17 protein-coding genes are annotated in these 21428 nt (G+C 59.9%); 9 read left to right on the top strand and 8 right to left on the bottom strand.

Translation table 11 applies throughout. The features are described from left to right. Positions 1 to 111 precede the first annotated feature (111 nt). Both AC1DLV_RS12560 and AC1DLV_RS12555 read right to left on the bottom strand, forming a co-directional pair. Entirely contained in the window at positions 112 to 1113 is a 1002-nt protein-coding gene (locus AC1DLV_RS12560; RefSeq protein WP_476799892.1) for a DUF2950 domain-containing protein, read from the bottom strand. Positions 1114 to 1134: 21 nt separating this feature from the next. Further along, entirely contained in the window at positions 1135 to 2586 is a 1452-nt protein-coding gene (locus AC1DLV_RS12555; protein WP_476799891.1) for a DUF3300 domain-containing protein, read from the bottom strand. 666 nt (positions 2587 to 3252) lie between these two features. Here AC1DLV_RS12555 and ydiK point away from each other — a divergent pair. Continuing rightward, complete coding sequence (gene ydiK, locus AC1DLV_RS12550; RefSeq protein WP_476799890.1) at positions 3253 to 4323, top strand: AI-2E family transporter YdiK; 1071 nt, start codon at positions 3253 to 3255, stop codon at positions 4321 to 4323. Between the two features lie 215 nt (positions 4324 to 4538). Here the strand turns inward: ydiK and cax are convergent, their stop codons facing one another. The 5 genes from cax to aspT (AC1DLV_RS12525) form a co-directional block, all read right to left on the bottom strand. After that, positions 4539 to 5630, bottom strand: a complete 1092-nt coding sequence (cax, locus tag AC1DLV_RS12545) for a calcium/proton exchanger (RefSeq protein WP_476800075.1) — start codon at positions 5628 to 5630, stop codon at positions 4539 to 4541. Positions 5631 to 5764: 134 nt separating this feature from the next. Further along, on the bottom strand, positions 5765 to 6082 hold the full coding sequence (locus AC1DLV_RS12540; protein ID WP_476799889.1) for a potassium channel family protein: 318 nt from the start codon (positions 6080 to 6082) through the stop codon (positions 5765 to 5767). Positions 6083 to 6244: 162 nt separating this feature from the next. Beyond that, entirely contained in the window at positions 6245 to 7936 is a 1692-nt protein-coding gene (aspT, locus tag AC1DLV_RS12535; RefSeq protein WP_476799888.1) for an aspartate-alanine antiporter, read from the bottom strand. 89 nt (positions 7937 to 8025) lie between these two features. Then, on the bottom strand, positions 8026 to 10737 hold the full coding sequence (locus AC1DLV_RS12530) for a decarboxylase (protein ID WP_476799887.1): 2712 nt from the start codon (positions 10735 to 10737) through the stop codon (positions 8026 to 8028). Positions 10738 to 10944: 207 nt separating this feature from the next. Further along, positions 10945 to 12633: an aspartate-alanine antiporter gene (gene aspT, locus AC1DLV_RS12525; RefSeq protein ID WP_476799886.1), complete on the bottom strand. Its 1689-nt coding sequence runs from the start codon at positions 12631 to 12633 to the stop codon at positions 10945 to 10947. A 703-nt stretch (positions 12634 to 13336) separates the two neighbouring features. Here aspT (AC1DLV_RS12525) and AC1DLV_RS12520 point away from each other — a divergent pair. The 8 genes from AC1DLV_RS12520 to AC1DLV_RS12485 all read left to right on the top strand — a co-directional run bounded on the left by AC1DLV_RS12520 (position 13337) and on the right by AC1DLV_RS12485 (position 20236). Next, positions 13337 to 14482, top strand: a complete 1146-nt coding sequence (locus AC1DLV_RS12520; protein ID WP_476799885.1) for a hypothetical protein — start codon at positions 13337 to 13339, stop codon at positions 14480 to 14482. A 135-nt stretch (positions 14483 to 14617) separates the two neighbouring features. Further along, positions 14618 to 16225 carry a bifunctional aspartate transaminase/aspartate 4-decarboxylase gene (locus AC1DLV_RS12515; protein ID WP_476799884.1) on the top strand — a complete coding sequence of 536 codons (1608 nt, stop codon included), beginning with the start codon at positions 14618 to 14620 and terminating at the stop codon, positions 16223 to 16225. Between the two features lie 680 nt (positions 16226 to 16905). Further along, entirely contained in the window at positions 16906 to 17223 is a 318-nt protein-coding gene (locus AC1DLV_RS12510) for a hypothetical protein (protein ID WP_476799883.1), read from the top strand. 10 nt (positions 17224 to 17233) lie between these two features. Beyond that, on the top strand, positions 17234 to 17617 hold the full coding sequence (locus tag AC1DLV_RS12505; RefSeq protein ID WP_476799882.1) for a hypothetical protein: 384 nt from the start codon (positions 17234 to 17236) through the stop codon (positions 17615 to 17617). Between the two features lie 12 nt (positions 17618 to 17629). After that, on the top strand, positions 17630 to 17797 hold the full coding sequence (locus tag AC1DLV_RS12500) for a hypothetical protein (RefSeq protein ID WP_476788038.1): 168 nt from the start codon (positions 17630 to 17632) through the stop codon (positions 17795 to 17797). Positions 17798 to 17807: 10 nt separating this feature from the next. Then, a complete protein-coding gene (locus AC1DLV_RS12495; protein ID WP_476799881.1) occupies positions 17808 to 19205 on the top strand; it encodes an APC family permease in 1398 nt (465 codons plus the stop codon). A 58-nt stretch (positions 19206 to 19263) separates the two neighbouring features. Continuing rightward, positions 19264 to 19962, top strand: coding sequence for a hypothetical protein (locus tag AC1DLV_RS12490; protein ID WP_476799880.1), 699 nt, complete (start codon positions 19264 to 19266; stop codon positions 19960 to 19962). 7 nt (positions 19963 to 19969) lie between these two features. Beyond that, positions 19970 to 20236 carry a hypothetical protein gene (locus tag AC1DLV_RS12485; RefSeq protein WP_476799879.1) on the top strand — a complete coding sequence of 89 codons (267 nt, stop codon included), beginning with the start codon at positions 19970 to 19972 and terminating at the stop codon, positions 20234 to 20236. A 35-nt stretch (positions 20237 to 20271) separates the two neighbouring features. Here the strand turns inward: AC1DLV_RS12485 and hppD are convergent, their stop codons facing one another. After that, entirely contained in the window at positions 20272 to 21384 is a 1113-nt protein-coding gene (gene hppD / locus AC1DLV_RS12480) for a 4-hydroxyphenylpyruvate dioxygenase (protein WP_476799878.1), read from the bottom strand. Positions 21385 to 21428: the final 44 nt, after the last annotated feature.

The raw sequence follows: 21428 nt of genomic DNA, 5'->3' as shown, positions 1-21428 counted from the left end.
GGAGATGACCATCGATGTCAAGCTCATGCCGAGCGGCCTTCCGTTTGCGTCGCCTCGGCGGCCGCGTCGGCGACGGTTCCGGCATCGCTGCAGCAGCAATAGCCTGCCAGTTCAATCGTTGACGACGTCCCAGCTGTCATCAGGGTTGAAGCGGTCGATATACTTGACGATGTCCTCAGTGCTGGGACCGAGATCGACTTGATAGACGATGCCCTGTTGGTTCACGGCGAAAGTCTTCACGCCGGTCTCGGCATACTTGACTGGCCAAGCGATCAGGCCAAATCCGGCGATCATGTTGCCGTTGATGATATAATCATAAGCGCCTCCAGCAACCTTATCGCCCTGGCCAGTTAGGATGCGGAAACGATAGCCAAAATAACCTTCACCCTTGCTGGCGCTTTCGAGTTCCGCCTCCTTGACAAAGCCGCCCGCCGGACTGTCTCCGTCCCCTTGGGTAGCAGGCCAATACAGGCCATCGGTCGCGCCTTCGCTACTCACCAGTTTTTGTGCGAACTCATCTACGCCATCGCCGTCCCGGTCCTCCGAGGCGTAATCGTTTTGTGCGTCGACATAGGCGCGCATGGTCGAAATCGCTTCCAACTCGTTTTGGCCAACACGTCGGTTTACGATCTCCTCCAGGCCCGCTTCGGTATCGTAAGCCCACTTTCCGTCATCTCCTTTCAACAGGGGAAATGGCAGTGGCCAGAGTTTGTCGCCGAGCTGGAGGAGCTTGCCGCCGTCCGTATCGACGACGAGGATCTGCTTGGCCGCAGCGTCGCGAATCTGGGCGAAGGTGTCCATAGCCCCTTCAGCAGTCTTGAGCTTCTCTGCATCGAGGCCGAGCAGCTTTGCCACCCCGTCGAAATCATTGGCGGCCAAAGCGGCTTTCAAGGCGTCAACGGCCTGGGCTGACTCATCGAAGAGCGGCGCTTCCTGCTCCGACTCATAAGCAAAGATGCCGTAATCTTCGTCGGAGGGCGCCGCAGCCCCAGGAGCCGCGGGCGGAGATTGCTCCTGAGCACGCGTCGCGGCCGGTACCGTGGCGACAAAGCCAGAGACAAGAGCGGCCAGGCAAATCGAGCGTAGGAATTGATGATTGAGGATCGTGTTCATGGTCTTGTTCCTTTCCCGCTCTCAACGCCGCCCGCCACCACCACGCCCGCCGCCGCGGCCGCCGCCGCCGCTAAAGGATCGTCCGCCGCCGCCACTGAAGGAACGACCTCCGCCACCGCCATGATGCAGGTTTCGCCCGCCGCCGCCGCGATTTTGAATGGCCTTTCCACCACCGCGCTGGCCACCGCCCATGGCCTGTTGGCCACGCCTGGATTGCACTTGAGCAACCTTGCCGCGGTCGACATTGCCGAGCCCGGATGGCTTCTTGGGCCTGTTGTCAGGTCTTGCTGCAACCTTTGGCTTGCCGGCAGGGCGTTTGGCGTTGGCCGGCCGCTGGTTGTTCGCCTTTCCGATGTCACGGCCGCCGCTGCCTGGCCGCGCAGCCGGCCTCGGCATGTCGGGCCGGGCATTTGCCAAGTCGCCGCCAGGCCTGTTCTTCAGCCCTTCAAGAGTACTTTTGCGTATATCCGTGGCCTTGGCAGTTCGGTTGGAGAGGTTTGCGGACTGGCTCCTCTTGATGTCGGCCGCGCGGTTGCCGATCGAGTTTGCCCGGGTATTCTCAACCCTGTTCTTGATGTTCGTCCGATCGAATTTAGCAAGTTGGCTCTTGTCAAAATTGAGCTTCGAGCGGTCGACGTTCTTCCAGTCGACGTCCTTGAGGTTGAGCTTGCCGTTGATGTTGTTGAGGCAGTTATTGCAGTCGATATCGATGTCGCTGCCGTTCCAGTTACCACCCCAAATACCCCAATCATCCCAATTGACCGCCGCAGCCCATATCGCTCCGGTTGCCGCCGCCGCAAAGAAAGTCGCGGTGGGGTACCAGTAGCTTGGATAGGGATCGGGATAGTAGGAGATTGGCTGCGCAACGTAGCCCGGCTCGTACAGCATTTGCGGCTCGTAGCGCGGCACATAGATCTTTTCGCTGCTCGCCGACTGGATGATGATATTGTCGCCGGACGTCTCCACCTTCACCTTGTCATCGCTTTTGATGACGCCCTTCGCCACTGCTTCCTCCCGCAACTGCTGGATGGCGATGAGCACGTCCTTCTGCTGGTAGGCGAGAGCGTCGCCAAAGTCCTGTGTCCATTCGAGATCGTCGCTCATCATCTTGACGAGCTCTGGATAGTTGAGCAGCGAGATGACGCTGCCATCCCAACTCTCATTCGGTTTCAGGTTTTTGTCCTTGGCGTAGGCGGTGAGGTAGCGCTCTGCTTCGACGATCTGCAGAGGGTAGAGCGAGGCAGCGGAGATCACCGCGACGAGCTCGTCCGGGTAAAGCGCGATCCGCGCCACCAGCACCTCGAGTTCGTCGGCGCTCAGCGGCTCCGGCGTCTGCGCCGCGGGTGCCGGGGGCGCGGTTGGTGTGGCCGCCGTTTTTTCCTGCGCCAAAGCGGAGTACGACGAGGCAGCGGACATCAAGGTAAGAGCAACGGCGGACGTAATACCGGCTTTCATGATCTTGTTGATGATCATCGCAGTACCTCCAAATTTCGCTCAAGGGACAACCCCCCTACGCCAAGGCAAGTCTCGCTTATCGGGTGCTCATCCTCGCCTTCAACACTGGACGCGGCAAGCATGGCCAAAGCCTCAGCACCCCAGTCTTATGAAAACCTCGTATTGTGAGCAATCGACGCTGCCGAACCCAAACTGTAGCTCGCAATCGTCATCGCACACATGTTGCAGGATTACCCTCCAATGCATCATGCGCCTCTACACAGTTGGAATCAATCGACTACTTGGATGGCGGGGGACGCTCGCAACCTCCATGCTCAGCAAGCCGATGCGACACGCATGCGGCCATTGGGAACCCTATCAAACCCGCTAGCAATTGCCAGATGCCCTGGTCGCGCTTATTGGCGCAAAACCAGCTTTCAAATGGTGAATGACCACCCGCACGCGTTCATCGTCAGCCGGAGCTTTCAATCTGGGCAGCCGAAACGAGGGGCGATGCCACTAGTCCTAAATGCCTCCTGGAGGGGGGCCCAAATCGGCGTTAAACCTCCGTGCATTACCCTCTGCGGACCAAGCTAGCTGCTGTAGAGTATGTACTTGGCGGACCGTGATCAGTGCGACTTGACAACAACATGTCAGGGACTGCCTTCTTGTTGCAACTTGGCGGCGCTCAAGGGGACGGATGGTATGGCTCGAGTGCATGGGGATCTCACGCGCGCAACACTAGGCGTGCTGTTTATCGGCAGCATCCTTGTCGCCAGCATCTGGGTGATGCTTCCTTTTTTGCCAGCGATCATATGGGCCACGACGTTGGTGATCGCGACCTGGCCGCTGATGTTGTGGGTGCAGCGCCATGTCGGCAATCGCCGTGGCTGGGCCACGGCGATCATGACGCTGATCTTGCTGTTAGTCCTGATCGTGCCGTTTTGGCTGGCGGTCAGTGCCGTCGTCGCCAATACCGACAAAATTGGCGACTTGATCCGCACCGCCCTGTCCTTGCGGATGCCGCCGCCGCCGTCCTGGCTGGCCGATTTGCCGTTGGTGGGCTCACGGGCCGCAGAGGCCTGGACAAAGCTTTCGACAAGTCGCGTGGATGAATTGGCGTCCAAGCTTGCCCCTTATGCGGGGGCGATGACGAAATGGGTTGCATCCTTCGCAGGCAGTCTGGGTGGGATATTCTTCCACTTCCTCCTAACGACCCTGATAGCCGCTATCATGTACATGGGCGGCGAGCAGGCAGCTGCCACTGTCGTTCGTTTCGGCCGCCGACTGGGTGGTGATCGAGGAGAAATGGCCGTTCGTCTGGCTGGCCAGGCAATCCGAAGTGTTGCCCTGGGTGTCGTCGTGACCGCAGTAGCCCAGAGCGCTCTTGGGGGCATAGGTCTGTTGGTGGCTGGCGTGCCTTTCGCGCCGATGCTGGCAGCGGTGATGTTCTTGCTGTGCTTGATTCAGCTCGGCCCCGCGCTGGTGATGGTGCCAGCGGTGGTGTGGATGTACTATTCTGGCGAGGCGTTTTGGGCGACGGTGTTGCTACTCTTTGCCATCGTGGCTGGCACAATGGATCAGTTCATACGTCCGGCACTCATTCGAAGAGGCGCCGACCTTCCCATTCTTCTTATCCTTGCCGGCGTCATTGGGGGCTTGATATCGTTTGGTCTGTTGGGAATTTTCATCGGCCCTACTGTCCTTGCGGTGGCCTACACATTGTTGAATGCGTGGATGGCTGAGGGCGAAGCGAGATCGACATCGCGGCCATGACTCGACCAGAGGCGGTGCAATGCGCTCTCGACGGAGCCTGCGATCATACCCACGATTACCGTTCCCCAGGTGGTGAGCAGGATGTGGCCGATCCGCCGGTGTGTAGCCGAGCACGGCAACCGGACTGCCGGACCGGTCCTGGACAGCCGCCATGCGGCCGTCATGGTCTGCACCCCCGCCAATTCCCCCAACAGCAGTATGGGGTTCATGCGGAGCTAAATCTGCGGCGGCAGAAGGTACAGTGTCATGGCGAATACCAGGTAGACCATCAGAATAAACACCCCCACGAACCACGCCGAACGTCCGGTGCTTGTCATCAAAAAAGCCGTCATCGTCGAAACGAAAACCATGATCACCGCGCCTGGCCAGAACCACAGATCCATCGGCGTAGGGCCGATGACGTAGCTCAACAGGACCAGAACCGGCGCAACGAACAGTGCTATCTGGGATGCGCTTCCAAGTGCGATGCCCACGCTCAAATCCAGCCGGTTCTTGCGGGCGCCGGAAAAGGCCGAGGCCATCTCTGCAGCGCCTCCAACCAGCGCGACGACGATGAAGCCGACGAATGCGGGGGACATGCCGAACGTAACCGCCGCTTCCTGCACCGACTCGACGAAAATCTCGCTCACCAGTGCCACCAGCACGGTCACGCCGGCCAGGACCGCAAGCGCCAGTCGCACTGGCCATATCTCGTCACCGGCCTCGTGATGCGATGCGCTGCCGAAAAATTCCCGATGTGTCCTGAGCGAGAATAGCAGACCCAGCGCATAGGTGCCGATCAGCAGTACTGAAAGCCCAACGCTCAATTGATGGGTAAAGGCCGATGTAGAGACAGACTCGGCATCGAGAATTGCGGACGGTGTCATGATCGCGATCGTTGCCAGAAACAGCAGACATGTTTGCAGCCGGGCGCTGTCTCGATTGAATTCCTGCGTATGGAACTTGAGCCCGCCAAGCAGAAACGACGCGCCGAGCATGAACAGCGTATTGGTGACGATCGCTCCGGCAATCGACGCCTTCACCAAGGTATACTGCCCGGCATTCAGCGCAGCCAGTGCGATGACAAGTTCGGTCAAGTTGCCGAGCGTGGCGTTGAGAAGACCTCCAACAGTATCGCCAGTCTTGGCTGCCACCGACTCGGTCGCGGAACTCAGCAGCGTGGCCAGTGGCACGATCGCTAGGACGGAAAGTACGAAAAGCAGCGTATGCGCTTCGGGCTCAAGCTGCTGAGCAATGAGCACCACTGGCACAAATACCAATAGCCAGAGCATTGGATTGTTGCGGATTTCCTTGAGCAAAAGAAGCATGGCTACAGTCACATCCTTTTCCTGACCCCAAGGACTTTTATCGATGCCTGCGATCGGCAAGTGCCTTGTGGCGAGTCATCGCGCAGTACCGTTGTCCTGGCTCGAACGGTTGGCATCGGTATCGTCGGGTGAGCCTATTTCTGTTCGGAATCCTCATCCTCGGTCGCTCGCAGCGCCTGGACGCTGACAGCGGCGACAAGCCCGGTCAGGACGATGCCGGAAAAACCAATCACCACCGCAAGCAACCGTGCCGTGAAATGTTTCGGCGCAAAATCTCCGTAGCCGATCGTAAGGCCGGTCACGAAGGTGAAATAAAGCGCCTCATGGACCCGCCAGTCCTCTATGCGCCCAATGATAAGGCCAGCTCCGATCATGACCAGCAGAACGCCAGAGAAGATCGGCCACAAGACATGAAGCTGATGCAAAAGCGCAGCGAAGAATATGCGCCTCATTTGCCTTGGTCGGGGTCTGGCAGGTGATCTCTTCGACACCAATCTTACGCTCGCTTGCGGCAACCAAACATCAGGATGCGGAGACGGAATTTCGGCAAGTATCCCTCCGCATCATTGTAGGTGTCTGCAGCCGCTTGGGCGGATCATGCTTGAACGCGGATCTCATCCGGCCATCACCCCGACGATAACCGTTCCCCAGGTGGTGAGCAGGATATGGCCGATCGGAACCGCCGGCGTGTAACCGAGCACGGCAACCGGACTGCCGGACCGATCCTGGACGGCCGCCATGCCGGCTGTCATGGTCTGCGCCCCCGCCAGTCCCCCCAGCAGCAGTATGGGGTTCATGCGGAGCAAGTAGCGGCCGACGTAAAGCCCCACAATCATGGGCATCAGGGTGACGATCATGCCGCCGAACAAAAGTCCGATGCCCGCTTCGGCAATGGCAGACATGAACACAGGTCCGGCATGAAGACCGGTCATCGCGACGAAGGCCGCGAGGCCGAGTGCCGTCATCAGTGATATCGCCGCGTCTGGTATCCGGCCGAAGAGGGGAAAGCGCGTGCGCAGATGCCCCACAACCAAACCCGCCAGCAACGTGCCTACGCTGGTACTCAAGGAAATCTGCATGCCTGCGATGGGAATGGTGACGAGCACGCCGACAAGCCCGCCAAGGAAGATCGCAAGGCCGAGAACGAAGAAGTCGGTCGCTGTTGTTGGCGCGACGATGGCTCCGATGCGCTCTGCGGCACGTGGCACAACTGATTCTGGACCTACCAGCCGCGCGATGTCGCCGCGTTCGACCGTGATGCCAGGCGCGAAAGGAATGTCTTGCCCCCCGCGCGTGATGCTGCGGAGATAGACGCTTCTTGCCCAGCTCTCCTTCGACACATCTTCGATGGTCCGGCCCACGAGTTCCCGGTGTGTCACCAGCACGTCCACGACCTCGACTGGGACATCGAGGAGCTCAGGATCCTCAACCTCTTCGGCGCGCTCATCGACCACGTCCACCAGCGTCTCTCGCCGGCCCGACACTGCAACGACGTCGCCAGGTTGGATTACAAGCTGCGGTGTCGCCTCAAGAATGGTGCCGTCTCGCCGGACTCGTTGAATGAAGAGCCGATGCTCCGGAAACTTTTCCTCGGCCGCCTTCACTGACTGGCCGACGATTGGCGCGTGATCCGCGACCCGATATGCGCGCAACTCGAATTTGTGCCAAGCCGACGAGACCCCAGCAGCGACGCGCTTGATGCCCAACTCCTTCTCCAGCTTGAGCGCCTCGGTAGCCAGGTCGATGCCGAGCAGTTTGGGCCCGACGACGCTGCAGAACAAGATCACTCCGACAGCACCGAATATGTAGCAGACCGCGTCTGCTACAGCGATGTGCGCCACAAAACGCGCACGGTCTGCCTCAGGCAGCGGGAGAGCGTTGATTGCCTCCGTTGCCGTACCCATGGCCGGGCTCTCGGTAAGCGACCCTGAAAGCAGCCCCGCTGAGAAACCTGGGTCGAGGCCGAGCGCCTTGGCAACCGCGATCGCGGTAAGAAGTCCTGTTACGCACACGACCACGGCGAGCACGACCGGCTTCATCCCATCGCGCTTCAAGGCCTGCATGAACTGTGGCCCGACCGAGTAGCCTATGCCGAAGAGGAAGAGCAGGAAGAGGAACGACTTGGCCGTACTCGAAACCGGCACATCGGCGAACTGTCCGATCAGGATGCCCGCAAAAAGAGAGCCGGTAACCGGCCCCAGGCTGAAACCTCCAACCTTTATCCCCCCGATCAGGTAGCCGATACTGATCGCAAGGAAAATCGCGAGCTCGGGATACTTGACCAGAAATTGTCCGAACCAAGCCATGACCAAACAAGCTCCCCTCTGCCCGACCCTGAGCTACCGCGCCTGCGCCATTGCATGAGGCGGTTTGGGCGGCATGTGCGGCGGCCCCTTCAGCGTTTCGACCTGGCTGCGACCGCGTCGGGTTTTACCAGTTTCAGTCCTCGCGCTTTCTCGTATCCGTGGATCTCCTTCACATCGAGCTTCCGCATGAAGTCGATCGTCTCCTGCGTCAGCACCTGGCCCGGCACCATGATCGGGAAGCCCGGTGGATAGGGAATGACGAAATTGGCCGAGACCATCTCCGGCCCCTCGCGCAGTCGCCGGTCGCACTCGGCGCCGGCGAGCGGCACGTATTCGCAGACCGAAGCATCATAGGCGTTGAAGAACGCGGTGCGGATGTCACCTTCCGGCGTCAACCGCCCGGCGTCGCCACGGTAAACCTCGTGGAAGTGGCTGAAGTTTGGAAGATCGGGCACGTCGGTCATCAGCGACTTCACACGCGCGGCGAAGGCCGACCGTTCTTCTTCCCCACCGTCGGCGAGGCGCTTTTCGATGCCATGGCAAATCTCGACCAGGACGCGCACGAGGTGAGCAACGTCGCTTCTTGTGTTGTTGATGTTGGACTGCAGCAACACGCTGTTGCGCGATGTTTTGTTCAGCTGGATGTCATACTCGTTCGCCAGCAGACCCTTGAATTGGGTTCCGTCGAAACCGGCGGTTCCGCAGACCAGCGTCATGCGCGTGGGATCGAGGTAGAATTCGTCTTCCCGCATCGCCTTTACCGCGGTGGCCCAGGTCGAGCCGGGTGCGAGATAGTCCTTGAAGCCTGACTGCCGGTAGGCAGCTGGGATCATCTCGTCGGCACCGAGGACGCGGAAATATTTCGAGATCAGTGGGTGAGTGTTCACCGCCTGCCGGATCTTAAGCCCGATCTCGATGGCGTTCATCACCAGGCCATAGCCTTCGAGTTCCATCTGCCGCCGCGCCACGTCGAGGCTGGCGATCAGCTGTTGGTTGGGGCTTGTCGAAGCGTGGGTGAAGACCGCTTCGTGGAACTGAGCTTCCACGGTGTGGAAATCCACGTCCTTGACCAGCAGCATGGACCCCTGGCGGATGGCGGACATCGACTTGTGCGTGGAGTTGGTCTGATAGACCCGAAGCCGCACGAGACGTGGATCGGGGATCAGGCGCGTTGCGAGCAGCGTCTCGTCGGAGGGTTTGTCGCCGAGTTCCGCGCGCTGCTTCTCATAGGCATCGACCGACGCCGGATCCCGCAGCCAGTTCTCGATATCCTCGGCAGCGCCCATGGCCGTGCGCGGACGCAGGAACGGCGAGAAGCGGGCAAATCCAGACCATGCCTCGTCCCACAGAAAAATGAGGTCCGGCTTGATCGCGAGGCATTCCTCCATGACGCGGCGGACATTGTACATGTGTCCGTCGAAGGTGCAGTTGGTCAGATCAAGTAGTCTCAGTCGGTCGAGCCGCCCCTCCGCCCGCAATGCCAGAAGCGCCCGCTTGATGGTGGCTAGAGGCACCGCGCCATACATCGAATATTCCGTCATCGGGAAGGCTTCGACGTAGTAGGGCTGCGCGCCGGTGAGGACCATGCCGTAGTGGTGCGACTTGTGGCAGTTGCGGTCCACGACTGCGATGTCGCCTGGCGCCAGCAGCGCCTGCACAGCCATCTTGTTGGACGTGGAAGTGCCGTTGGTCACGAAAAACACGTGGTCGGCGCCAAATGCCCGCGCGGCCATTTCTTGCGAGCGCTTGATGGTTCCCGTGGGCTCCAGGAGGCTGTCGAGGCCACCTGTCGTGGCGCTGCTTTCCGCCAGAAACAGGTTGAGGCCATAGAATTCCCCCATGTCGCGTATCCAGTCGGATTTGAAGACCGACTTGCCACGGGCGATGGGCAGCGCATGGAATGTGCCGATGGGCCGCCGCGCGTATTTCTTCAGATTGTCGAAGAAAGGCGTGTCGAAGCGGTCCTGCACACCTTCCAGGATGGCGAGGTGCATCTCCAGCGGCTCTTCCACGGCGTAGAAGATGCGGCGTACGGCATCCGCCGCCGGGTCGCCGGCAATGTGCTCCACCTGGCGGTCGGAGAGCAGGTAGATGTCGAGTTCCGGTCGAATCCGCTTCAACGTGCGCGAAAGGCGCAACGCCGACATGTCAGGTCCTTCTGCTTCTCCTAGCGGATCCAATATCGAGCGCAGCACTGGCGCGTCGCGCCGCGAACGGTAGGGAAAGCCTTCGGCCAGGACGACCGAAATGATGTCCGGGTTCAATGCCGCAGCGCAGAGCGCATCTTCGAAGGAGCCGACCATGATGGGCTCATAAATGAAGGCATCCTCCGGCCGACGCAGCCTGCGCAACTCTGCTGCCATTGCGGGCCAGCGCGCGGCGGGCTGGCTGTTGACGAACAGCACTTCGAAATAGGGCCGGCGCCCGCCCCCTTCGCCGCTCGCGGGTGGCATGATGTCGGCAACTTCGCCCGACGACATCTCATCATGGACGTCCCACTCTCCCGGACGACCGCGATAAGCATGTGTCAGAAGCCCGTTGGAAATGCGTCGGGCCAGTTTCGCCGCTCCTCCCGCATCATCGGTGGCAACGCGCTCGTTCAAGGCTCCGAGCAATCGCGAGCCCGGATAGGCGTGGTACTCCTCGGCTGCCGCCATCTCGGCAATCGCAGCCTCAAGCGCTGCCCGCTTGCCACGTCCGGTGGCCCAGGCGTCAGCCAGCGTCGTGATCTCGCGCCAGTTATCGGCACGCGCTGAATGGATGAGGAGGAACTGATCGATACGTGCGGTGTTGCGTGGCATCGCGTGCTCCCAATGTTTGTTCTGATTAAATGTTTGTTCTGATTAAACTGTCTGTCGCGGCCATCCGGCCGTCATCTCACCGGTTTTGGAGCGCCGCCGATTGCGGCGCTCCATGGAACCCGAAAATTCCATCCCGTGCAGACCATCTTTCCTCGGTCAGCCATCCGGGGAGGCCGTCTCCGAGGACAGCCCCACCAGAAGTCGCACCTAGGCCATCAGCATCACAAGGACCATGCCCCAGATCGTCAGCAGGGTGTTTCCAACGGCATAGGTAACGGTATAGCCAAGCCCGGGAATTTGGCTCTTGGCACGGTCGTTGATCATGCCAAGCGATGCCGTCGTCGTGCGTGCGCCCGAGCAGCACCCCAACAGAATGGCGGGATGGAAGCGGAATACGTATTTCCCGACATACATCGCCAAAATGAGAGGCACTGTCGTTGCAAATATGCCCCAGAGAAACAGGCTGAAGCCAAGTTGCTGCAGGCCGGCGACAAAGCCCGGACCCGACGAGATGCCGACCACGGCGATGAAGACGTTGAGGCCGACCGAATTCATGAACCAGACCGTGGAGGATGGAATTCGTCCGAATGTCGGGTGTACGGAGCGCAACCAGCCGAAGAAGAGACCTGAAATGAGTGCGCCGCCCGAAGTGGACAGCGTCAGCGGCACATTGCCGACCTTGTAGACGATCGCTCCGATCAGGGCGCCGATTGCGATCGCAGCCCCGATGAAAGCCACGTCAGCGATATCGCTTGGACGGTCTGCGACGCCAAGCGCCTTGGCGGCTGCCGCGGTATCCTGTGTGCGCCCGACTACCGTCAGAATGTCGCCGCGATGCACTTTGGTGTTCGGCAAGATCGGAATTTCAGTCGCGGTGACGCCGCGTGCTATCTTGCGCAGGAACACGCCACGTGCCGCCGGCAATTGCGCAAGCTCGGCCAACGTCTTGCTGTCGGCTTGCTTGTTGGTGACAAGAATGTCGACGCCTTCGATGGGCACCGCCAGTAATTCGCGGTCATCGACCTCTTCGGCTTCGTCGAGCAGATTCACCAGCACATCGCGCCGGCCTGCCACGGCAACGATATCGCCGCCCTGTATCACCGTGCTTGCCGTCGCATCCTCGATCTTGCCGCCCCGGCGGTAACGCTCGATGAACACGCGCTGGTCGGGGATCAGGGACTCGGCGTCATGGACCGTCTTTCCGACAACCCGTCCATTTTCCCGGACCTTATATGCACGCAGTTCATAATGATGCCAGGCGGTTCCGGCACCACCCACGTCCTTGGTGCCGCCATGTTCGGCTTCGTAACGCTTGCATTCGGCCTCCAGATCGATGCCCAGCAAGGCGGGGCCGAGCAGGGCCAAAACGATGGCCGAACCGACCGTGCCGAAAATATAGGTGACGGCATAAGCAACCGGCATCGCATCGAGCAGCCGCTTGGTTTCTTCCGGCGGCAGCGCCAGGCGATTGATTGCGTCCGTCGCAAGCCCCATCGATGCCGATATGGTCTGCGAACCGGCGTAGAGACCTACCGCTGATCCGATGTCATAGCCGGCCAGCTTGGCCGCCAGCAAAGGCGCGCCGAGACAGAAAACACAAACAACCACCGCAAACAGAGCCTGCGGGATGCCATCCTTGGCGATGCCGCGAACGAATTGCGGCCCGACGCCGTAGCCGATCGCAAACAGGAACATCAGAAAGAAGGTCGCTTTGAGCGGGGGCGAGATCGTAATTCCGAGCTGTCCGATGATGACAGCCGCGATCAAGGTTGCCGTTACCGCACCGAGGCCGAGCCCCTTATATGTAAAAGACCCGAAATAGTATCCGAGGGCCAAAGAGAGAAATATTGCGATTTCTGGATAACTACGAAGTGTGTTTACGAACCAGTCAAACATAGTGGAATCCCCTCTATGAATCGGTACGGCCGGTCACAACTCTGCGCTGCAAGGTGCATCGCCAATCAGGCAAGATTACACCCTTGCGTCATCCTTTCAAGATGCTACCATTGCGAAGAAAACAAGAGACTTACTGCTAATTTCCAGTGCATTTTCGGTGCAGAGGAAGTACATGAAGGCTTTATCTGGTATCCTGCAATATAAGTCATGGACCGGGGAAGTTTTGTTCATGCCTATCGCAGTTAACCAAAGCTGAAATGAAAATGAAACGTCCATCATTTCCAGATGGCGTCATTTGGGTGACTGGTTCCCGGCCGCGGCCAACACTGCCCGGGGAGTTTTGCACCATAAGCGACATCCCCTGCCTGAGCACAAACCGCTCGCCGAAGCGGACCCGGCGGCGACTTTTACTTGCCAGTCGTCGCGAGAGTTCGCCGGTTCCCGACGTCAAGCCGTGCGCGTCTTGCGCTCCGTCGTCCAAGCACGCTTCCATCACAACGGCATCGAAATTGTGGCTGGCCTCCGCGCCAAGACGTGGCTTCGGCGTTGCCAAGAGAGCCGCAAACTACAAACGCGCCGGACGACGGCAGCTTCCAGGTAATCTTTGATTTTGGCGGGGTCCTGCAATGCGGCACAGCCGCGGATTGAAACGTATCGGAGATAGGGGATGATGCGAACTCAACGACAGACGCTGGTGGCGGCAATGGCCTTCCCGCTCATGTCGCTGGCAATGGCCACGCCGGCCGCTGCAGCAGACACAGCGGCGGCCAAGGCAGCCGACACCGGCAAGTCCACCCTGATACCCAAGCTGCGTGTTGGCGACGACAACAGCTATCTTGAACTCTATGGCCAGATCAACAAAGGCCTGCTGGTCTTCGGCGACGGCGGATCGACCTTGGGTTATGGTCCGGTCGACAACGGCAATTCATCCTCGCGCATCGGGTTACGGCTATACGGGGCCATCTCCGAAGGTTGGTCGCTTGGCGGCAACTTGGAATGGGAGTGGACCCCTTACTCCACCAACTCCGTGAACCAGCTCAATCGTGGCGATTTCGATTGGGATACCAATCTGCTGCGCAAGGCGGAATTCTACCTGGAGTCCAAAGAGCTCGGCAAATTGTGGCTCGGTCAGGGCAGCATGGCGTCAGACTCCTCTGCGGAAGTCGACCTCTCAGGAACCACCGTCGTTGGATATGCATTGGTCTCCGACATGGCCGGAGGGCCGTTCTTCAGGCAGTCCGATGGCACGCTCACTTCTGTGCATGTCAAGGATGCGTTCACCGATTTCGACGGGGTTGGCCGTAAGCTGCGCGCTCGATACGACACGCCGAAATTCCTTGGCGGTTTCAGCCTGGCGACTTCGGTAGGGCAGCAGGTGGTCCCCACGGATACCGACGTCACCGTGTGGGACATTGCCGCGCGATACGACAACACCATTGGAGACTACAAAGTCTCCAGCGCCATCGCTTTCTCCAGGCCCGGCGACGACCAAAATCTGTTCGACGGGTCGGTCTCGATACTGCATGAGCCGACGGGGTTGAGCCTGACGGTCGCGGCAGCCTATTCGGATGAGCAGGCGGTCGATGGAAAGTATGGCTACGTCAAGCTGGGCTATCAAACCGACATCTTCGAAGCGGGCAAGACCGCGTTCTCGGTCGATGCCTATTTTGGCAACGACATCGCAGCCGCTGACAGCAGCAGCACATCCTTTGGTGCCCAATTCGTCCAGAATCTGGATTATTATCAGACAGAACTCTATCTCGGCGCGCGCTCCTATTCATACGATGAGGCGGCCGTGGATATCGACACCAGCTATGCCTTTCTCGCGGGAGCCAGGGTGAAGTTCTAAAGCCAGTCGGGACATGTCGCCCTCGCGGGGTGCATGATGATCGTGAACGAGGTCGCCTAAGCTTGCCCCTTCGGGGCGACGGAAAGAAAGCAGAGTAGGCAATAACGCCCTGCTCGGTATTCTGGGAGTGATGCCATGGAAACGATTGACTACCGAGAATACGAAAAGATGAGCCCGTTCGAGATCAAGGACGGGCTCATAAAGCTAGCTAAGGTTAGCGCGCAGAAATCCGCCCATGCCCTGCTCAACGCTGGACGCGGCAATCCCAACTGGGTTGCGACCGCGCCACGCGAGGGGTTCTTTCTGTTCGGCCAGTTTGCGCTGACCGAATGCCGCCGCACGATGGATGATCCGAAGGCGGGGCTCGCCGGCATGCCGCAGATGCGCGGGATTGCCGAGCGCCTGGAGGCTTGGCTGGACAAGCACGCCGACATGCCGGGCGCTGACTTTTTGTCGAACATGGTTCGCCATGGGGTGAAGGCCCTGGGCTTCGATGCAGACGCCTTCGTCTTCGAGCTCACCGACTCGATCATCGGTGACAACTACCCCGTGCCGGACCGCATGCTCGTTCACGCCGAGCAGGTCGCTCACCGCTACCTCATGTGGGCGATGGCCGGCGACAAGCCGCCGTCTGGCAAGTTCGACCTCTATGCGGTGGAAGGCGGCACTGCCGCCATGTGCTACATCTTCAAGTCGCTGATGGCGAACCGCATTCTCAAGAAGGGCGACACCATTGCGATCGGCACGCCGATCTTCACGCCCTATATCGAGATCGCCGAGCTCGAAGACTACGCTTTCAAGGCGGTGCACATCAGAGCGACGCAAGAGCATCGCTTCCAGTATTCGGACGAGGAAATCAAAAAACTCGAAGACCCAAAGATCAAGGCTTTCTTTGTGGTCAATCCCGGCAACCCGACCTCGATGGCGATCGACGCGCCAACCATGAAGAAGCTGGTCGATTTCGTGAAAACGAAGCGCCCGGACCTCATCCTGCTCACCGATGACGTGTATGGCACCTTTGTAAACGGCTTCCGCTCACTGATGGCGGAGCTGCCGCACAACACCATCGGCGTCTATTCCTATTCGAAGTATTTCGGCTGCACCGGTTGGCGCCTCGGCGTCATCGCGCTGCACGAAAAGAACATCCTCGACGATATCATCGCCAAGCTTCCCGCCAAGGAGCTGGAGGCGCTCGACAAGCGCTACATCGCAATCACGCTCGAGCCACGCAAGCTCAAGATGATCGACAGGCTTGTGGCCGACAGCCGCGACGTGGCGCTCAATCACACCGCCGGGCTATCGCTGCCACAGCAGGTGATGATGACCATGTTTTCCATGAGCGAGCTGATGGACACCGAGAAGGTGTACCAGAAAGCCTGCATGGAGATCTGCAATCGTCGCGTCGACAGCCTGCTCGAAGGACTGCCGCTCGATGTTCAGCCCAATCCAAGCTTTGCGGGATATTATGGCACCCTCGATTTCGAGTTCTGGCTGCGCAAGTACCAGGGCGAAGAGATGGTCCAATGGCTGAAAGAGAACGTGCATCCGCTCGACCTTGTCTATCGATTGGCCGAAGACCATTCGATCGTGCTGCTCAATGGAGGCGGGTTCGATGCGCCCAACTGGAGCGTGCGCGTCTCATTCGCCAACCTTCAAGATGATGTCTATGACGACATCGGCCGCGCCGTCCGCGCGGTCGCACGCGGCTACGTCGACAGGTTCAACGCATCGAAAAAGAAGTAGCCTCATATCCCGGAGAGCTCAGTAGCGCCTTCAACGCTAACGGCTCGCCGGCGTGAAGCGCGGTTTGCTACCTCATGCAGGAGGGGCAAACCGCTACCTTCGAGCTAGAAATGCAGAGCTGATTTCACGCCGTGCGCTTGGCCAAGATGGAACGGCCGTACACGCCGTCCCTCGACGGCTGTCTTTGCGAACAACACACCGGCAAACTTCAAGCGCTGTCCGCAACCGTCCTGATCTGTGCCGGCGACGACTTCGAGACCACGTTAGCTGGCAGACTCACTCATTCCTCCATGCTCGAATTTCTGCGCCTGCTGCAACATTGTGGTGAGGCACGGCTCGCGTTTGCGGGGTTAGGGTTGGACGGCTTTCCGTCGGGGCTAACACCCGCCATGCACTGCCAGTAGTACCGTCTTGGATCATCGCCGCCGAAGCGCGGCATTGTCATTCACCGTTTCTCGCCTATTTCCGACAGCCTGCGTAAAATTTCCGACAGCTTGTCAGGGGCGACAAAATCCAATCGTTTCAATGTCATTGCGCCTCGGTCGAAAGTCGCGCTGCGACAGTTGCGCGCGGTCGTCACTTGACAGGAAATTAACTTTGCCGGACATTCCTCAAGGGAAATTAATTTCCCGCATAGGCAAACCAATACGAAGCCGAAAACGGCCTGATGAGGAGGAAAAATGGAAGCGACTTTAAGTCAGCAGCGCGAGGCTGCGACTCTCGATCAGCGCATCGACAAGATGCATGCCCGTGATCGAGCGGGCCTCGTGGTTTTCGTCGCGGTGCTCTGGTGCACCATGTTGTTCGCGCTGTTCAGCGTCTGGTCCTACATCTCGATCCCGGCCATCCGCGTCATCCTGTCGATTGCCTGCGCCCTGGTCCTGACATTCAACACGGCGGCTATCGTTGCCATGCTGCGCCACTACGTCGAAGACAAACATTTCATCTATGGCCTCGACATCAAGCATCTCGACGAGATGCGCCGGCGTCGCGGCTGAGGAGCGGACAATGGCTTACAAACCTCCGAAACAGAGCCTGGCCGGCCAGATTTTCGACGTCGTGACCTTGCTCGTGCTGACCATCGGCGCGCTCTACATTCCGCTCTATCTTGGCCTTGCCGGTGCGGCCAAAGTGCCGAACCCTATCGCCAACCCAACCTGGGAAGCGCTTGGCCAAAACGCCACTGAGCAGCAGCAATGGGCGGCCCTTGGCATCACCGATCCTGCCGCTGCCAATGACATCATTACCGCGCGCTTTGACTACAGCTTCAGCTGGGTCGCGTTGATCGTCATGGCCGTGCTGGTCATCGGCTATTTCGTCATGGTCGTGCGGCTTTCCGACAGGGAATACCGCGAAGTCATCGAAGAACGCTTCGGCAACGAGAAGCGCTAGGGAGAGGCCACAATGGATACCTGGAACATCCTTGAATACGTGGCCTGGGCGCTCTCTGCCATGTTCGGCGTGCTGATGCTCATCGACCTCGTCCGCATCGATACCACCTACGACAATGAACTGCTGATCTCCTCTCGCGAAGGCGAGATCGAGGCGACCGCAGAACGCCACGAGATCTGAGGGGACGACGATGGCAAATGTTACATCAACGGCAGCGGAGCCTGAACGGCTTCAGTTGCTGCGCGTGCTTGGTCCCGCCCATATCTGGGCGCTCGGCGTTGGCATCGTTCTGGTCGGCGAATATATGGGCTGGAACTTCTCGGTCGGCAAAGGCGGCATGATTGCCGGCCTCATCGCTTGCTGGGTCGCCGGCCTGCTCTACACCTGCGTCGCCATGATCGATTCCGAAGTGACCTCGACGGTTGCAGCGGCCGGCGGCCAGTATGCCCAGGCCAAGCATATCGTCGGCCCGCTCATGGCCTTCAATGTCGGGCTGTTCCTGGTCATGGCCTACACCATGCTCGAAGCAGCCAACGCGATCACTGTCGGCTTCCTGCTCGACACCGTCGCAGGCATGCAGGGCCATACCGGGCTCAACCAGCAGCCCTTCATCATCCTCGCCATTATGTTTCTGGCGTGGCTCAACTATCGCGGCGTGCTGGCAACGCTGACCTTCAACCTGGTCATCACCGCAGTAGCCTTCTTGGCGATCATTACGCTGTTCATCTCCGTGCAGTTCGGTGCTTCCAACGTGCCGCTCGACTTTTCGGCTGTTACCACCGATCCGCTGCCTTACGGCTGGGTCGGCATAGTTGCGGCACTGCACTTCGGCCTGTGGTACTATCTCGGCATCGAAGGCACCTGCCAGGCCGCCGAGGAAGTGCGCTCGCCGGCGCGGTCCCTGCCTTACGGAACTATGGCCGGCATCATGACGCTGCTGATTGCGGCGACCATGACCTGGTATGTCTGCTCGGGTCTCATTCCGTGGGAATATCTCGGCCAGGCCGGTACCCCGCTGTTTGACGCGGCTCGCGTTACTGGCAGTACCGGGCTGATGGTCCTGCTTTTTGTCGGCACGACCTTTGCTACGTTGGCCTCGGCCAATGGCTGCATTAACGACGCCTCGCGCGCCTGGTTCTCGATGGGTCGCGATCGCTACCTGCCGAGCTGGTTCGGTGCCGTGCACCCAGTCTACCGCACGCCGTACCGCGCCATCGTCTTTCTGGTTCCGATCGCGCTCATCTTCGCGCTCGGCGCACCGCTCGACCAGGTCGTCACTTTCTCGATCCTGTCGGGCCTGCTCGGCTACACCTTCATGACCTTCAACATGGTGATGTTCCGCAACAAGTGGCCGCTCGACACCATTAAGCGCGGCTATGTCCATCCGTTCCACCCGCTGCCGACGATCGTCCTGCTGATCCTGTGCTCGACCGCCTATTTCGCCGTGTTCCTCGGCTATGGCACACAGCTCAGCGCGATGATGTGCTTCTACATCGTGGCATCGCTCTGGTTCCACTTCCGGCGCTACCAGTTCGTGCGCCGCGGCGACCAGTTCACCATGCCCTGGCCGAAGCCGGTCGGCTACTGACCATGCCAGGAGAGGCGGCGCAAACCCGCGCCGCCTCTCATCTAACAAGGCGCCACGAATGATCACCACGATCGTCCTTTCGGTCTTTGCCGCCATCTGCTGCGGCTGGATGGGCACCCGTGCGCTGAGCGAGCACCGCTCGGCGCTGGCCCAGCGCCACGGCTTGCTCGATGACGCGGCCACGATATTTGCCAATGCCCACATCACCTTCGGCCCCGATCACTTCCCGACCCTTGTCGGCCGCCTCGACGATGGCCGCCAGGCCAAGGTCGAGCTCATCGTGGACACCATGGTTTTTCGCCGGCTGCCCCAGCTTTGGCTCAGGGTGACCTTGAGCGAAACCGGAGCGCTGAAACGCCCCACCATCGGCGCGCTCGCTCGCCCGACCGGCGCCGAATATTATTCGCTGGTCCACGACATGGCGGAGTGGATGACCCCGCCGCAGACCGACGCCTCGCTTTTGATGCGTGGCGACGGCACGGCCACGCCTTGGCAGATCGAGCGCGTTTCGGCCCTGTTTCGCAACCTGTTTGCCGACCCGCAAGTCAAGGAAGCCGTCATCAAGCCGCGCGGCACGCGTATCATCCGCCAGGCCGCTCAGGGCGAGCCCGGCGCGCATCTTCTGCTGCGGCAGATCCGTTTTCCGCTGACTGCGATTTCGCCCGAACTCGTCAGCCTGGCCATTGCCGAGGCAAACGCGCTGAGCGAGGTGTTTGCCGAAGCGGAAGCCGTAATCCCCACCTACGAAGCTGCCTGAGGTTCCCATGGCAAAGCCAATCAACCCCTATGTCGTGCTGGCACTGGCGATCGTGCTGCCAGGCGCAGGGCATGTCGCCGCGCGCGATGCCACGCGCGGGCTCGCCTTCGCCTTCTTCGTCGTTTTGTTTTCGGTGATCACTTACGCCACGACCACGCCCGACCAGAGCTTCATCGGCCGCCATGCCGGCGGGCTGTTCGTCTGGGCGCTGTCGATCCCGGATGCCTATCGCCGGGCGCGTATTCAGGCTGCCACGACGCAGCGCGCGACCTGAGGCCCGGCTTCTCGTCGAAGCCGGGCCCCTTGCGCTCAGGCCGCCGCGTTATTGGAGATCGCGCCGCGCCGGATCTGGTCTTCTTCGATCGACTCGAACAGGGCGCGGAAGTTGCCCTCGCCAAAGCCTTCATCGCCCTTGCGCTGGATGAACTCAAAGAAGATCGGCCCGATCACGGTCTTGGAGAATATCTGCAGCAGGATCTTGGTCATGCCGCCATCGACGACGCCTTCGCCGTCGATCAGGATGCCGTATTTCTTCATCCGTTCGATCGGCTCTTCATGGTCATGCACGCGTGTGTGCGACAGCTCGTAATAGGTATCGGGCGGGCCGGGCATGAACTTTAGGCCCTTGTCGGCGATCCTGTCGGTTGAACTGTAGATGTCGTCGGTGCCAACGGCGATGTGCTGGATGCCTTCGCCCTTGTACTTCCGCAGATATTCCTCGATCTGGCTGGTGTCGTCCTTGGACTCGTTCAGCGGGATGCGGATCTTGCCGCATGGCGAGGTGATAGCGCGGCTGACCAGGCCGGTGATGCGGCCGTCGATGTTGAAGAAGTGGATCTGCTTGAAGCCGAACAGCTCGCGGTAGAAGTCCCACCACTTGTCCATGTTGCCGCGATAGACATTGTGGGTGAGGTGATCGAGGAAGTAGAAGCCGACGCCTGCTGGCTTTGGATCGGCCTCGCCAAGCCAGTCGAATTCCGCAGCATATGTCGAGCCCTTGGCGCCATACTTGTCGACGAAATAAAGTAGCGACCCGCCGATGCCGACGATCGCCGGTACGTCGAGCGCCTTGTCGTCGCCGGTGTAGGGCGTAGCGCCCTTGGAGACGGCATGATCAAAGGCATGCTTGGCATCAACCACCCGCCAGGCCATCGAGGCGGCACAAGGGCCATGCTCGCCGACGAAGCGCATGGCATGGCTGCCCGGCTCGGCATTGATCAGATAGTTGATGTCGCCCTGGCGCCAGACGGTGATGTTCTTGGTCTTGTGACGCGCAACCGGCACATAGCCCATGCGGGCGAACAGCTCTTCGAGCTTCTCTGGCTCGGGATGGGCGAATTCAACGAATTCGAATCCGTCGGTGCCAGCGGGGTTGTCGGCGCTGATCTTGGCCGGCGGCGCATCGTGCGGAAACGGACCCATGCAAATTCCTCCTCAAAACTAGGTGACGCATATTGTGCTCCCCA

It is taken from the genome of Aminobacter sp. 01T433, assembly GCF_056398585.1.
The sequence above is the reverse complement of the archived record's forward strand: the minus strand, read 5'-3'. Positions and strand labels throughout refer to the sequence as shown.

Excerpts from the sequence above, each read along its gene's own strand:
- AC1DLV_RS12560 (WP_476799892.1), bottom strand. The coding sequence starts at position 1,113 with ATGAACACGATCCTCAATCATCAATTCCTACGCTCGATTTGCCTGGCC.
- AC1DLV_RS12555 (WP_476799891.1), bottom strand. The coding sequence starts at position 2,586 with ATGATCATCAACAAGATCATGAAAGCCGGTATTACGTCCGCCGTTGCT.
- ydiK (WP_476799890.1), top strand. The coding sequence starts at position 3,253 with ATGGCTCGAGTGCATGGGGATCTCACGCGCGCAACACTAGGCGTGCTG.
- cax (WP_476800075.1), bottom strand. The coding sequence starts at position 5,630 with ATGCTTCTTTTGCTCAAGGAAATCCGCAACAATCCAATGCTCTGGCTA.
- AC1DLV_RS12540 (WP_476799889.1), bottom strand. The coding sequence starts at position 6,082 with ATGAGGCGCATATTCTTCGCTGCGCTTTTGCATCAGCTTCATGTCTTG.
- aspT (WP_476799888.1), bottom strand. The coding sequence starts at position 7,936 with ATGGCTTGGTTCGGACAATTTCTGGTCAAGTATCCCGAGCTCGCGATT.
- AC1DLV_RS12530 (WP_476799887.1), bottom strand. The coding sequence starts at position 10,737 with ATGCCACGCAACACCGCACGTATCGATCAGTTCCTCCTCATCCATTCA.
- aspT (WP_476799886.1), bottom strand. The coding sequence starts at position 12,633 with ATGTTTGACTGGTTCGTAAACACACTTCGTAGTTATCCAGAAATCGCA.
- AC1DLV_RS12520 (WP_476799885.1), top strand. The coding sequence starts at position 13,337 with ATGGCCTTCCCGCTCATGTCGCTGGCAATGGCCACGCCGGCCGCTGCA.
- AC1DLV_RS12515 (WP_476799884.1), top strand. The coding sequence starts at position 14,618 with ATGGAAACGATTGACTACCGAGAATACGAAAAGATGAGCCCGTTCGAG.
- AC1DLV_RS12510 (WP_476799883.1), top strand. The coding sequence starts at position 16,906 with ATGGAAGCGACTTTAAGTCAGCAGCGCGAGGCTGCGACTCTCGATCAG.
- AC1DLV_RS12505 (WP_476799882.1), top strand. The coding sequence starts at position 17,234 with ATGGCTTACAAACCTCCGAAACAGAGCCTGGCCGGCCAGATTTTCGAC.
- AC1DLV_RS12500 (WP_476788038.1), top strand. The coding sequence starts at position 17,630 with ATGGATACCTGGAACATCCTTGAATACGTGGCCTGGGCGCTCTCTGCC.
- AC1DLV_RS12495 (WP_476799881.1), top strand. The coding sequence starts at position 17,808 with ATGGCAAATGTTACATCAACGGCAGCGGAGCCTGAACGGCTTCAGTTG.
- AC1DLV_RS12490 (WP_476799880.1), top strand. The coding sequence starts at position 19,264 with ATGATCACCACGATCGTCCTTTCGGTCTTTGCCGCCATCTGCTGCGGC.
- AC1DLV_RS12485 (WP_476799879.1), top strand. The coding sequence starts at position 19,970 with ATGGCAAAGCCAATCAACCCCTATGTCGTGCTGGCACTGGCGATCGTG.
- hppD (WP_476799878.1), bottom strand. The coding sequence starts at position 21,384 with ATGGGTCCGTTTCCGCACGATGCGCCGCCGGCCAAGATCAGCGCCGAC.